This window comes from Flammeovirga sp. AWQ4_249, assembly GCF_056161045.1.
Window position 1 is genome coordinate 1 of sequence record NZ_JBSWYJ010000052.1, and the last position, 13,815, is coordinate 13,815.

Consider the following 13,815-nt stretch of genomic DNA (forward strand, 5'->3'; position numbering starts at 1 on the left):
TATAAATTGTTTCCCGGTGATGTAGCTCAGTTGGTAGAGCATCGGACTGAAAATCCGTGTGTCGGCGGTTCGAATCCGCCCATCACCACAAAATTAAAGCTTATCCTTTTGGATAGGCTTTTTTTGTATCCTCTCTATCTTAGTACTTAATTTAATTGATACTACTTTCAATTTATCCTTCTTCTTCATTTTTTCCATTGATGAAAAAACGAAGCAAAAAAATCTAGGCGTTGAAGTCAAAAGTTATACTTTCAATTTCAAATAAATAAAATGTAAAGTAAACTTGACTTTTAGTAAATCATAATTTACATTAGTATTATATTATCAACCTAAAGACATAATTATTATGACTTCAATTCTAATTTCTCATAAGTATAAACCTCTGGGTTGGATTATGCTTTCAATTGGTATACTATTAGGTTTTCTTTATATCTTAAAAGGAGATGAAATTTATTTTTTCGATGCTAATGTTATTGCTATTGTTACCGAACCAATGCTTAACAAAACACAATATTTCTCTAGAAGCATTCAGAATAATTTGCTTGATGAAGCAGCATCCTTTTTTATCATTATAGGCGGACTAATTGTAATGGTTTCAAAGGAAAAAATAGAAGATGAATTTATATCAAAAATGAGGTTAGAGGCTTTAATCACTGCTTTTATCCTTAATTATTGTATTCTTTTGACTAGTATTATTTTTGTGTATGACATGGCATTTTTATGGGTTATGATTTTTAATATGTTCACTACTCTTTTCATCTTTATTTTTAAATTTTATTGGCTTTTATACAAGAGTAATAAATCATTACAGCATGCGTAACTTAATCAAAGTAGAAAGAGCTAGACATAATATAACTCAGGCTAATCTTGCTAAAAAAATAAATGTAAGTCGACAGACAATTAATGCTATTGAAACTGGAAAATATACTCCATCAACTATTCTAGCATTAAAATTATCATTAATATTTAATCTTCCCGTCAATGAATTATTTGAACTAGAAGAGAAAGATTGGGATAAATAAAAAAATCTCCTGCTGAAATTATTTCAACAGGAGATTTTTATTTTATATCTCACTAACAAGTTTTACTACACTTGCTTTATTGCTTTTTGAATTTCTTTCCAACTTCAATACATGATCATAGATCGATGGATCATTTTCATTTGGTGAGCCGAAGATTAGGCGGATATTTTTTGATTTTGTGTAATGAATCAAATCTCTTAAATATCTATCAGACAGCTTACCTACTTCGTCAATTACACAGTGAACGAAGTAATCATTCTGATCTTTGTAGGCATTTTCTTGGAAGACTGTAAGTAATGTAATGTAAATCATGGATTTCACTAATACATCTGTTCCCTCTGAACCTACATTTGATAACTTTTCTACCCAACCTGTATCGTTATTGTTTTCAATTACTCGGAATCGAAGCATGAAAGTATCTTCCAAAGTAATCTGCTTCTGCGCATTTTCTTTGATCACTCTTCTTAAATCTTTCAATAACTGTACTGAGTATCTAGAATCTTTTGAAGACTGATTGACATTAACTTTAAAAATATCACCTTGATCAGAGAATGAAACGTTTTCATTAAGTTTATAAATCTTTTTCAACGTAGTCAATAATGGAGTATTGTTCTCATTATATTCTAGTTCAATTGATTTTACAACACCAACAAAGTTACTTTTTGCAAAACCATTATTGATATTTTTAACAATGTCCTTTATCAAGTTTGATGTATCCGAAAGATCTTTTACTTGTCGAGCAACAGAACTAATAATTTCTCTGTGTTGCTTTTCCAATTGATCTCTCATGTGTGTCAAACGCTCACCATCCAATAGTCCAGGTAAAACTTTCTTTGCTAAATAAACAAACTCCTGTAATGTAGACTGAGCAAAAAGTGCTGGAATCTTCAAGTGATTATCTCGCCTAAAAATACCTGTAAATATTTGCCCTTTTGATTTAAATGTTGAAATCAGACGACTTTTTTCTTTCAATGATTTCCTTAATTCTGTCAATAAGAAAGAAAGATCACTATCATTAATTTCTGCTTCATTTAAATTCTCAATCCCTTCATTAAAGTATTTCTGAAGTCTCTCGTAAGCTTGTTCGTCTTCTTCTTTTGCCGCTTTGAACTGTTTCAATAAATGATTAGAGTGATCTTTTGTTCTTCTATATTTATCACGCTTATCATCTAAATAATTTAATTGTTCCTCGTATTCAGCAACCGCTTTATCGTACTCTTCTTTGAGGGTTTCAAGTTCTTTTTCCTGGAATTTCTTTTTGCTACGAACTTCATCCGCTTTATCTAAATAATAAACTTTATCCTTTTCGTAGCCTCTTTTCACAATTTGAGCCTCATCAACCTGCTTTATTTTGTGGTTTAACAGAGAAATTTCTTCTTCAACTTCTCGAAGTTTGTCCGTATCAATTCCTTTTTCTTCTAATAAACCTTTTCTTTCTTCTTCAAGAGCTTTAATACGTTTTTGATGATCACCTTCATAGGCAGACCATTCTTGTTCAATCTTGGCTAGTTTACCTTCGATTTCTTCTTTTAACGTATTAATTCTTGAATTTAAAATATCAGAAATCTCACGTTCTTGAGCCCATCGATCATCTTTAAGATCCGCTAATTTACCTTCAAGATTTTCACATGCTTCTTGAGAAAGACGAAGTTTACGTCTTAATTCTACTAAAGCATCTTCTTTCATTGAATTTCCTTTTTCAAGGATAGAAGCTTCTTGTTCTCTAGCGTCTTTTAATTCTTTTTCTTGACCAACAATCTGATTAGAAAGGTCAGAAAGTGTTTGCTCTAAATTATTGAGTTTTTTCGCAGAAGAACTTAATAGTTTTTCAACTTTTTTATCAATAATTGCATCTAATTCCGCTAGATCCTTTTCTGCTTTTTCAAGCTCTTCCTTTTTAGCTTTATAAGTATCAGAAATATGATCTGTAGCGGTTACTTTAGAATTAAGTGAAGCAATATCTAATTTGATTCCATAGAAAGATTCACCCTCTAAAAGAGCAGGTTCAAGATCTTTTCTAGAAAGTAATTCTTCATCACAAACCTTTCCGATATTCTCTGCCCAATCTGATTTATTTTGATCTAAAAATTCTCTTAGAGAACCTTCATAATTTTCCTGACGAACTTTCCATTCTTTCACCTCATCAGCAATAATTTTCACTTGACGTTCTAATTCGATTTGCTGATTCCTCGCTTCGTTTCGGATAATTTGTTCCTCAAGCCTTCTTCTTTCTTTCGTATTTTTTATGGCATTTTCTGCCTCAACTAAAGCATGCTTGTTTTCTTTAATTGCCGAAGAAAGTTTTACTCTTTGTGTATTATTATCTGATAATAATTCTTTGGCAAAATCTTTTTCAGTTTCAATTTCTAAAGCAACTTCAGCCCTTGTTTTTGCTTCTTTTAAAGCATCAAGTTCTGTTCTGTATTCGCCTTCTTTTGTAAAAAACTTATTTCTAACTTCGTCTAGTTTCTCTTGTTTTTCACTTTGAAGTTTTTCTTTCTGTAAATGAAGTTGTTCACGAAGCAATTGTTTTTGCTCATTAAACTCTCCTTTACGAGTCGTATATTTTTGCTCTAATGTTTTCTTTTGATCAACTACAAGCCTTTCCACCTCTGCTGTTTTGGCTACCAACATTTGTTTTACCTCTTGTTGATAAATTAATTGATCTTTTAAACGAGGTTCCTCTGCACAAAGAGCGATCAATTCTTCTATTGAGAAATTATCTCCCGCAATATTGATTGATTCATATTCTTTTTCTCTTCGCTCAATTTCCTTTAATACAGCTTTAATCTCTCCCAATTCTTGGTTGACATTCGCAGTATTTTCTTGGTAATTATTTTCAGCTTTCTCATACTTGGCTTTCATCTCATTTTCTTCCTTTTGCATTTCTGTCAAAAGGTTTTCTGAGTCTGCTAAGTGTTTTTCAGCTAATGCTACACCACCACCAATTTGTTTTGCTAAACGTTGCTGATATTCTTGTTGTTGATTGATTTCAGCTTCAAGAGTAACAATCTCTTCAGCATTTCCTTTATTTCTTTCGAAATCTTCAAAATCTGTCAACTGATCATCAAACTCATGAATAAAATTAGCGATAGTATCCAATGAAATTGGCTGCATTTCATAATCTGCTGAAGCTGCTTCACCAATTGCTCTTTTGATGTAATCTGACTTTAAACCAGAGCTTCTAAAAATATTGGTAATTGCTTTTGGAATACCATCTGTATGATGACTTTTAATACCTGCAGCAGGTTTCAGTAAGCTATATTGTGTATTGAATTTACTTACACCATATAATACTTTTCTCAAATCCGCAAAACGTCTGATTTCATCTGAAAAAGTAACTTCTGCTTTTTGGAAATTCTCTACTACTTCATCATGACTGCATGACTTCCTATCCTTGATAAATAAGTCTTTATTATATGCTGCATCGATGAATCTAAATCTTAATCGGCCTCCAGCTTTATAAACTGTCAGACAATGCTTTCCTCTAGGAGTTTGAATTTCATAAATTAATCGAGCATTCAAATCCTGGAAATAATATTCCGAGAAAGACATCTGCTGTTCTTTTATGCCTAATTCTCTTTTTTCTGAAGTCGCATGATAAAAGAAAAGAACTGCTCTTAATACTGTTGTTTTACCAAAGCCATTTGATCCTACAAAGTGAACATTTCCACTAAGATCAACTTCAGCATAATCAAAACCGGCACTTTTTATTAGTACAAGTTTATTTAAATATCTTTTTGGTGCTTGTGAAGTACTCATTATTCGTTAGTAGGATCTATGTCTATTAAATCAACAATATCTTTTAAGTAATTGTAAGAAGAAAGTACGATGTAACCTTCATTTTCATCGTCTTCACATTCCATAAAACCTTGCCTTTTCATTTCATCTACAAGGTCTCTTACTTTATCGTGAGTAGAAACTGATTTATCAGAAACCAACCTTTGCAATTGATCATTCAAATCCGTTTCAACATTACATTTATGTACAATATCTTTTACATAAAAACGCATTCCTTCCCCAAAACCTGGAGCAAAAGTGGCGAAGAAAGCCAATCGATCAATGTATTTATAAAATCGTTCTATTTTCTCTTCAATCGTCTGTCTTCCTCCCTCTCTAGAAAAATAGAAGTAATTATTTCCTTTCTTTAAATGAAAACCAAGAGGTGCATATACACTTTCAAAAGCCGAAAAGTATTCTTCCACTTCTTCGTAAAGTTTTCTGTACTCAGGTCTAATTGTATTGGCGCTCAAAAATTGTCCACGACTAAGCATTTCAAATACTCGTCTTGTACTATTATGATCTATATTCATGCTGATATTATTTCTTTGTTTGTTTTTTAGGACGGATGAAAGCGTATTGTTTTTCTCCTTTCAAGATTTGTTTTGCTTCATCAAATGGATTTGCTGCTAAACCGAAATCCATTTCGTCTTCAAAAATTAAGGCTACCTGACAATAGATTCTCACTAAATCATCTTCTGACATTTCAGTTCCAAAGTCATATTCTTGTACAAAATTGAATAAGTCTTTATCCTGTATGAAGAAGGCTCTTTTTAACTTACCAAAATCTACATGTAGCATTTTTTGTTGCTGAGGATCTAATAATTCATCATCGATATCTAATTCGGCTTGCAACTGCATTCGCATTTTATGTTGTCGACGAATAGCCACCCTTTCAATGATATCTAACCCCTCATCTCCTCTTAAGTAATCGAGATCTAACATTGTTTGGAAACGTAATTGTGTATCGAAGAAAAGAGCACTTTCGTGCGTAAATACTTCTTCTACATTAGTACGAACTTCCAATTCATATAAGTCTCTGTATTTCTTTAATTGGAGTATCTTTTTATGTTGTCTGTCTAATTCAGCAATTTGATTGATAAATCGAACGATTTCCTGTCTTAATGCAATCAAATTATGACGAGCCATTGTAAGGTGATTTCCTTTTAGCTCATTGACAATCACCCTTAATCCTTCATCTTGGACTACTCTAAAAAATGGATTATCAAGTAATTCCTCAGCATTTTGGATCAATTGTAATAATTTTTCCGCTTGCTCATTATGGTCTTCTATTTTTACTTTTTTTAGTTCAATAGAAGAAGCTGTTTTATATTCTTGTTTTACTAAGGCACTTAAAGTAGCTGCATTCTTACGTATTACCCTGCCGATGCTATTTAAATTACGTTTAATACGCAATAAATAACGCTCTCTTTCCTTTGTATCTTCATCGATTTCATAGAGGTAAATTGTTTTTTTAAGGCTACGTATACTTTCATCAATTTCGAAGTTTCGTATATCCTCATTGATTTCTAAAAAGTCCTCTACAAAATTTAATAATCTTTCATCAAGGCGTGCCGGTTCACCTTCCTGCAAAGAGATAATACCTCTAGCATTAGCTTGAAGTACCTCTTTTTCTTTTCCTTCTGCTACATCTATCAATTCATCAAAAGAAGCACTTTTTCTTTTAAATAGATGTTGTACAACTTTTCGATGTCTGTAAAGTTCCCTTATTAATTCTTCTGCTGTTTGTATATCTGGCACAGTATCCTAATTATTTATTTGCGTAAAGCTACAGTGGAGACAATATACTTTAGTTCGCTTATGGTTCAAAATTTATTTATTGGTTACAATTATTTTTATATCAAAATATACAGCTCTGATTGTACACATTTAATAGTAAAGTTTTCAATTTCAATCCAATAGATGTAAATGTTGATAACAATCATTATTAACAGATAATCGAAGTCAACAACTGAAGTGTAACTATTACGCATATTTGTACTAGAAAAAAGAAAATTAATCAACTTAGATGAAATGAAATCTCATAAATTATATGCTTTCTTCGTACTTATTATTGTCATTGCCTTATTAGGATTATCTAATTTGAGTAACAATAATGATGAAAGAGATGATAAAAATGAATTGAAGTTAGAGCAAACTAAAAAGGAATTATCTACACAACAAAGTAATGATTGATTTGAATACAACTATATCACTAACAACTTAGCTAACCACTAAATCTTTAAGGGAATATCAAGCTAAATAACAACCTCTTAGAAACCAATCCTAGACAAACTAAATAAGCAAACTTAAAAATAAATTAAGCTTGAGAAATACTTCAGAGGTCACTCTTTATTTGTAGGGTGACCTTTTTTAGGTCGTATTTTTTAAGTTTAGAGATAATTCAAAATGAAAATAAACGTTAAAATTTGTTTAGACATAAATGAATATCCATAATAATCCTTTTCATCGTGTAAATTGCATAACAGTACATAGTGAGTATTTAATCTAACATACTTACTGTAGAGAACTAAACAGAGAAAAGTTTTTTGTAAGATATAATATGGCAGATCACAAAGTTCTTCATGACAAAATCCATGAAGTGATTTCAGAAGTAGGAAAAGTAGTTGTTGGTCAAGACTACATGGTAAACAGATTATTAATTGGACTTTTTACTAATGGTCACGTTCTATTAGAAGGTGTTCCAGGCCTAGCAAAGACCCTTACTGTAAACACTTTATCGAATGTTTTGGACTTAGATTTCCAACGTATTCAGTTTACTCCTGACTTATTACCTTCGGACCTTGTAGGTACAATGATCTACAACCAAAGAGAAGGAAACTTTGAAGTAAAGAAAGGTCCTGTATTCTCTAACTTAGTATTAGCGGATGAGGTAAACCGTTCTCCTGCAAAAGTTCAAGCAGCATTACTTGAGGCCATGCAAGAGAAGCAAGTTACGATCGGTGAAACTACTTTCAAATTAGATCGTCCATTCTTAGTATTAGCAACGCAAAACCCAGTGGAACAAGAAGGTACATACCCTCTTCCTGAAGCACAGGTTGACCGTTTTATGCTTAAAGTATATATCAGTTACCCTCGTAAAGAAGACGAATTAGAGGTAATGCGTAGAATGTCAAATCAATCATTTGATGATTCAGTACGTTCTATCTTATCAAAAGAGGATATTTTTGCGATTCGTGATGCTATTAATGATGTAAAGGTGAGCGAAAGCTTAGAGCAATATATCATCGATTTAGTTTTCGCTACTCGTTTTCCTAAAGATTACGGCTTAACAGAAGAAGCTCAATACATTCAGTTTGGTGTTTCTCCTCGTGCCTCTATCAACTTACATAGAGCAGCAAAAGCAGTAGCATTTTTCGAAGGTCGTGATTATGTTCTTCCTGAGGATATTAAAGAAATTGCTTATGATGTATTAAATCACCGTATCATTCTTAACTATGAGGCGGAAGCAGATGAGATTTCGACAAAACAAGTAATTGATGCTATTTTGAATAAAGTAAAAATCAGCAAATAATTTCTTTGAATTATAACAATAAAAAGAGCTGAATCATTTTTTAAGAAGTGATTCAGCTTTTTTTATGAATGAACTTCTGAATCAACCACCTCATATTACTATCTTTGTTAGGATAAATAAGAATTATGGAAGAAACATCATTATATATTGTTCCTACACCCATTGGGAACTTGGAAGATATTACAGCGAGAGCATTAAGAATATTAAATGAAGTCGATACTGTATTAGCAGAAGATACACGTAACACTGGAAAGCTATTCAAGCATTTTGATATCAAGACTAATCTTCAAAGTCACCATGCTTTTAATGAGCATAAAACGGTAGATGGTTTAATCAAAAGACTTGAAAAAGGTGAAAAGATTGCTTTAGTATCTGATGCAGGTACTCCTGTTATTTCTGATCCAGGTTATATTTTAGTAAGAGCATGTGGAGAAGTAGGTATTAAAGTAGAAACATTACCTGGTGCGACAGCTTTTGTTCCCGCTTTAGTTAACTCTGGATTACCTGCTGATCGTTTCACTTTTGAAGGGTTTCTTCCTCATAAAAAAGGAAGACAGACTAAAATACAAGAGCTTGCTGAAGAACAAAGAACGATGGTTTTCTATGAATCTCCTCACCGTTTAGTTAAGTTTTTAGAACAATTATCAGAAGCTTGGGGTGGAGAAAGAAATGCTAGTGTTTCTAGAGAATTATCAAAAATGTTTGAAGAAACTAAACGAGGTACTTTGGCTGAACTTGCCCAATATTACACAGAACATCCACCTAAAGGAGAAATCGTAGCAGTTGTGGAAGGTAAAAAAATTGAGAAAAAGCCTAAAGGAAATAAGTATAAATACAAAGACCAGTAATGAGGAAATTTATCTACGACTTTATAACAGCAAACAGTAATAAGAAATGGTATCCATGGTTTTTGGCCTTATTGAGCGGTACATTTCTTGGATTATCATGGCATGGCTTTTTTCCATTAGTCTTTATTGGTTTTGTGCCATTATTAGAATTAGAAAGAGTGATTTCTTTAGATTCTAAAAAGCGAAAAGGGTGGAGAATCTATGGTTTTTCATTTCTTGCTCTTTTTACATTTAATATAATTGGTTATTGGTGGTTATGGTTCGCTTCTTCTTGGGCAACTTTTGGAGCCTGGGGAGCAAATGCAGCTCTAATGGCTCTTCCTTTTCTTGCCTTTTATGCCACTAGAAGAATTTCTAAAGGGAAGTTTCACCATCTTGATTTTGTATGTTGGTGGATTACTTTTGAATATATCCATATGTTCTGGGAATTTTCATGGCCTTGGTTAAATTTAGGTAATGTATTAAGTTTTACTCCTTCATTGGCACAATGGTATGAATATACTGGTGCTTTTGGTGGTACATTATGGATTTGTTTACTCAATATTTATTTCTTTAGCTTCATGGCTAACGGAAAGAAAATTATTTCTATCTTTTTCTATTTAGTTATTCCTATATCAACTTCATTATACATGTATTACACGTATGAAGAAGTAGGTCAAGAAATAGAAGTAATGGTCGTTCAACCTAATGTTGATTGCTATACTGAGAAGTTTAGATACAATGCTAGAACTGGAGAACAAAATACAACTACCTATATTCCCCCTCAACAACAAGTAAAAAGAATGATTGATTTGACGATGGAAAATATGAATCCTGATGTCAAATTTGTCTTTTGGCCAGAAACATCTATCAGTAATAATATCAATGAAGATCAACCAGAAAGAAGTAGTGATCTTATTAGGATTCAGAAAATGATGAATATGTATCCTAATACTACTTTAGTTTCAGGAGCTGATACTTACAAAATATATGGAGATAAAGCTCAAAGTGAGACAGCACGTCATCGTGATAATTTAGGTTATTATGATGTTTTTAACACCGGAATTAGAGTTCATGCACAAGATCCAATTTCATTTTATCATAAATCTCAGTTGGTAATCGGAGTGGAAACTATTCCTTTCCCTGCTTTACTTAAACCTATTATTCTCAACTTTGGAGGAAGTTCTGGTGGATTAGGAAGACAAGATGAAAGAGTTGTTTTTGCGAATGATAGTATCAATGTAGGTCCAATCATTTGTTATGAATCCGTATATGGTGAATATGTCACTGAATATGTCAAGAAAGGAGCAGATTTTCTTACAGTCATTACTAATGATGGCTGGTGGAACGATACCCCTGGACATACACAACATCTTGCTTTTTCATCATTAAGAGCTATCGAAACAAGAAAAGATATTGCTAGATCAGCCAATACAGGAGTATCGTGTTTTATCAATCAAAGAGGTGATATATTAGAACCAATAGCTTATGGTGAAATGGGTGCTAAAGTAGGAAAAGTACATCTAAATAAAGAAGTAACATTCTACTCAGAATATGGTGACTATATTGCTAGAGTAGCAAGTGCACTTGCTGTAACAATGTTATTAGTTGGTTGGTCACGAAGAAAAAATGCTCTTCCTATCTAAATTATGGAGACTACTTTTAGAGATTATATAGAAACTCCTCTTGGTTTAATGGTCGTAGAAGCCACACCAAGAGGAGTTGCAAAAATTCGTTTTATGGAGGAGGAGGAAGAGGTCTTAAAGGACTTACCTAATCCTCACACTATGGATGCCATTGAATGGCTGGATAACTACTTTCAAGGAAATAGTAAGCTTGGTTTTGATTTTTCCATTGATTTACATGGAACTAAATTTCAAAAACAAGTTTGGAAAGAATTGTGTAAAGTAAAATATGGGACCGTTGCTTCTTATCTTGATATTTCAGAAAGAATTAATAACCCTAAAGCTATTCGGGCGGTTGGTGCTGCAAATGGTCAAAATCCAATTATGCTTGCAATTCCTTGCCACAGAATCATCGGAAGTGATGGTACATTAACTGGTTATGCTGGTGGTTTGGGCCGAAAAAAATGGCTATTACAACATGAAGGATATATCAAGTTTGGTCAAGAACAACTGAGTTTATTTTAACCAAAAATACTTTTGAAGAATCCTTTATTATTATCATCTTCTTTCTTTTCCTCTTCATGATGTCCAACAAAAGCATTATCAAAGTCAAAGTTCTTCACAAAAGGAACTAACGTCTCATCAAACATACAGATCAATTCAAGATTTACTCTGGATTTAAATGCTCCTAATTCTGCTTTTAAAGCATAGGATACATTCATTTCATTTTCTCTTTCTTGAACATATTTACCAAAATCATTGATAGACATTTCTTTAATGCTAGGTACATGTCCGTAAATTTTGTTATTAAAGAGGTTCGCAAACTTTGTCACAAATGCAGCAATTAGGATATTATCTAATTCTAATAACATGGCTTCACGCATTTGCTTTTTTCCCCATTCAGTTCTTGGTAAGGACTTTTCAATAATACTTTGTTCATCTTCACCGTGAATAATGAGCATTGTTTCTGCTTTCATATCACCAATAATATCAGTAGTCAATACGAAAACATTTTCCTTATAATCTTGTCTTAAAAGTTGTTCATTGGCTAAGTCTTTTACTTCAAAAACATTTCTCACTAATATTTCATCTTTAAGAACAGTAGATAAAGCATTTGCGACATTCCCTAAAGCAATATTGGTGATATCGTTTATCAAGTAAGACTTTTCTATGGAAAATTGGGATTGAATCATAATGATTTCTTTCTAGAATTCAAGTTTTATACAGTAGCAAAAGTTGGTTTGAATAAAAATTCGGAAATATCATTAGCGTCTAAAACTAAACATACATTTCCATTTCCTAAGATAGTTGCACCACTAATAAATCTGGCATTTTCTACCGGTTTACCAAGTGGTTTCTCAATAATTTCCTTTTGCTGTAATAATCTATCTACGACAAAACCTATCATTTTATTGTCAACAGAAACTACAACGATATTGATTTTTGCTTCGGGGTCATTAATGTTATCGAAAGAACGATGGAGAAGTTGAGGGTCAGATAATTCGTCAGATGTTTTACAATCAAAAATATCCCTCAAGAACATGACTGTAATGGTATCATCCAAATGTGTAGTCACCAGACCTCCACCAACTTTATGAATTGCTGATTTTTTGACTGAAATTACAGCCTCTGTAAAAGAAAGAGGAATTGCGTACTCAGTATTATTAATCACGAATAATAAAGCGGACTTCACGGCCATTGAAGAAGGTAAACTCAGACTGAATGTAGTACCTTTACCTAATACTGTTTTGGTATTTATTTTACCCCCAACAGCATCTACAGCTTTTTTAACCACATCCATACCAACACCCCTACCACTCACGGATGTTACCTGATCAACACTTGAGAATCCTGGTTCAAATATAAATTTGACTACATCATCATCGGATAAAGCGGCTAAAGCTTCAGGTGTTGCTAATCGTTTTTCGATTACTTTTTGACGAATTTTATTGGCATCTATACCATTACCATCATCAATTATTTCAATGATTACATACTCTTTATCAGAAGAGGCTTTCAATTGAATTGTACCTTGAGGCTTTTTCCCTTTTTTGACTCTTTCCTCAGGGCTTTCAATACCGTGACTTACTGCATTTCTCACTAAGTGAATCATCGAATCACTTATAATTTGCAGTACATTTCGGTCAATTTCAATCTCTGTTCCATAAAGCTCCAAATTGACTTTTTTATCTTCAATGGTAGCTACATCTCGAACAATACGATGAAATTTATGAAAAAGAGCACCCACTTGTACAAGTCTCACTCCCATTACAGAGTACTGTAAATCAGAAGTAATTCTATACAATCGAGTATATTCATTGGTAGAACCTAAACTTGCTCCTTGGGCGATAATTCTATCTTTTTCGATAGCCAATTCACCCACTAGGTTTAGTAAAGTATCTAATTTTGCAACAGGAACTTGAACAAAATCGGAGAAGGTAATTTTTGATTTTTTCTCATCTCCATTTTCTGAAAAAGCATCATCTAAAGGAATACCAATAGGCACTGGCTGTTCAGAGGCTAAGATTTCCTTTTCACTATCTGTAAGCTCACTCTTTACTTCCTTTTCTAATTCTTCATCAAGTTCTTTATCTTTCTTATCTGATGATTCTCCACCCTGAGTAGCTTCAAATTCTATTTCACCTTTAAGATTTCTTAGAATTACTTTAAGCTTAGCTCTTAAGCCTTTGTAAGGTACTTTTTTATCTACTTTTATACCTTCAATCATTTCTCCAAGCTTGTCAATAGCTTTGAAGAGATCATTAAAGACCATAGATGTTAAGGCCATATTACCTCTACGAATTTCGCTAAAGATATCCTCCAAAAGGTGTCCAACAGAAGCAACATCCTCAAATCCCATAGCAGCAGCATTCCCTTTTAAGGTATGAATGATCCTGAATATGGCTTCGGTTGCCTCTCGGTCTGCATGATTTTTTTCGAGCTGAGTAAATAAACGATTCAGCTCTTCAAAACTATCTTGTGCTTCTGCGAGAAATATCTGTTTTAGTTCTTCTTCTTTCATTCGT

At 32.7% G+C, this 13,815-nt stretch carries 12 protein-coding genes and 1 tRNA gene; 8 read left to right on the plus strand and 5 right to left on the minus strand.

Features of this window, described 5'->3' with window-relative positions; translation table 11 throughout:
* Positions 1 to 15: 15 nt before the first annotated feature.
* The 3 genes from ACXAHM_RS23120 (at position 16) to ACXAHM_RS23130 (ending at position 1,022) form a co-directional block, all read left to right on the plus strand.
* Positions 16 to 88 (plus strand) — tRNA-Phe (locus ACXAHM_RS23120).
* A 258-nt stretch (positions 89 to 346) separates the two neighbouring features.
* Positions 347 to 820, plus strand: coding sequence for a hypothetical protein (locus ACXAHM_RS23125; protein WP_474965562.1), 474 nt, complete (start codon positions 347 to 349; stop codon positions 818 to 820).
* The gene (locus tag ACXAHM_RS23130; RefSeq protein ID WP_474965566.1) at positions 813 to 1,022 is read left to right on the plus strand and encodes a helix-turn-helix transcriptional regulator; all 210 of its coding nucleotides are present in this window, start codon (positions 813 to 815) and stop codon (positions 1,020 to 1,022) included. Before ACXAHM_RS23125 ends, ACXAHM_RS23130 begins: the two co-directional genes overlap by 8 nt.
* A 42-nt stretch (positions 1,023 to 1,064) precedes the next feature.
* Here ACXAHM_RS23130 and ACXAHM_RS23135 read toward each other — a convergent pair whose 3' ends face one another.
* From ACXAHM_RS23135 to ACXAHM_RS23145, 3 genes are read right to left on the minus strand one after another with little or no spacing between them, the layout of a single operon-like run.
* The gene (locus ACXAHM_RS23135) at positions 1,065 to 4,784 is read right to left on the minus strand and encodes an ATP-binding protein (RefSeq protein ID WP_474965569.1); all 3,720 of its coding nucleotides are present in this window, start codon (positions 4,782 to 4,784) and stop codon (positions 1,065 to 1,067) included.
* Positions 4,784 to 5,335, minus strand: coding sequence for a condensin complex protein MksE (locus ACXAHM_RS23140; RefSeq protein WP_474965572.1), 552 nt, complete (start codon positions 5,333 to 5,335; stop codon positions 4,784 to 4,786). Before ACXAHM_RS23140 ends, ACXAHM_RS23135 begins: the two co-directional genes overlap by 1 nt.
* Positions 5,336 to 5,342: 7 nt before the next feature.
* On the minus strand, positions 5,343 to 6,563 hold the full coding sequence (locus ACXAHM_RS23145) for a hypothetical protein (protein ID WP_474965574.1): 1,221 nt from the start codon (positions 6,561 to 6,563) through the stop codon (positions 5,343 to 5,345).
* A gap of 273 nt (positions 6,564 to 6,836) precedes the next feature.
* Between ACXAHM_RS23145 and ACXAHM_RS23150 the strand changes: the two genes are divergently transcribed.
* From ACXAHM_RS23150 to ACXAHM_RS23170, 5 genes are all read left to right on the plus strand, one after another.
* Positions 6,837 to 6,998, plus strand: coding sequence for a hypothetical protein (locus ACXAHM_RS23150; RefSeq protein WP_474965576.1), 162 nt, complete (start codon positions 6,837 to 6,839; stop codon positions 6,996 to 6,998).
* A 367-nt stretch (positions 6,999 to 7,365) separates the two neighbouring features.
* Positions 7,366 to 8,337 (plus strand): AAA family ATPase, encoded by a 972-nt coding sequence (locus ACXAHM_RS23155; RefSeq protein ID WP_474965580.1) that lies wholly within the window; start codon positions 7,366 to 7,368, stop codon positions 8,335 to 8,337.
* 125 nt (positions 8,338 to 8,462) lie between these two features.
* Positions 8,463 to 9,185 (plus strand): 16S rRNA (cytidine(1402)-2'-O)-methyltransferase, encoded by a 723-nt coding sequence (rsmI, locus tag ACXAHM_RS23160; RefSeq protein WP_474965584.1) that lies wholly within the window; start codon positions 8,463 to 8,465, stop codon positions 9,183 to 9,185.
* Positions 9,185 to 10,810, plus strand: coding sequence for an apolipoprotein N-acyltransferase (gene lnt / locus ACXAHM_RS23165; protein WP_474965587.1), 1,626 nt, complete (start codon positions 9,185 to 9,187; stop codon positions 10,808 to 10,810). The genes rsmI and lnt overlap by 1 nt, the downstream gene beginning before the upstream one ends.
* Positions 10,811 to 10,813: 3 nt before the next feature.
* Positions 10,814 to 11,314: a methylated-DNA--[protein]-cysteine S-methyltransferase gene (locus ACXAHM_RS23170; RefSeq protein WP_474965590.1), complete on the plus strand. Its 501-nt coding sequence runs from the start codon at positions 10,814 to 10,816 to the stop codon at positions 11,312 to 11,314.
* On the opposite strand, the gene ACXAHM_RS23175 is transcribed toward ACXAHM_RS23170, so the two are convergent.
* Positions 11,311 to 11,982 carry a hypothetical protein gene (locus ACXAHM_RS23175; protein ID WP_474965592.1) on the minus strand — a complete coding sequence of 224 codons (672 nt, stop codon included), beginning with the start codon at positions 11,980 to 11,982 and terminating at the stop codon, positions 11,311 to 11,313. The genes ACXAHM_RS23170 and ACXAHM_RS23175 overlap by 4 nt on opposite strands.
* 26 nt (positions 11,983 to 12,008) lie before the next feature.
* The gene (locus ACXAHM_RS23180) at positions 12,009 to 13,811 is read right to left on the minus strand and encodes a chemotaxis protein CheA (protein WP_474965594.1); all 1,803 of its coding nucleotides are present in this window, start codon (positions 13,809 to 13,811) and stop codon (positions 12,009 to 12,011) included.
* Between the last annotated feature and the right edge of the window lie 4 nt (positions 13,812 to 13,815).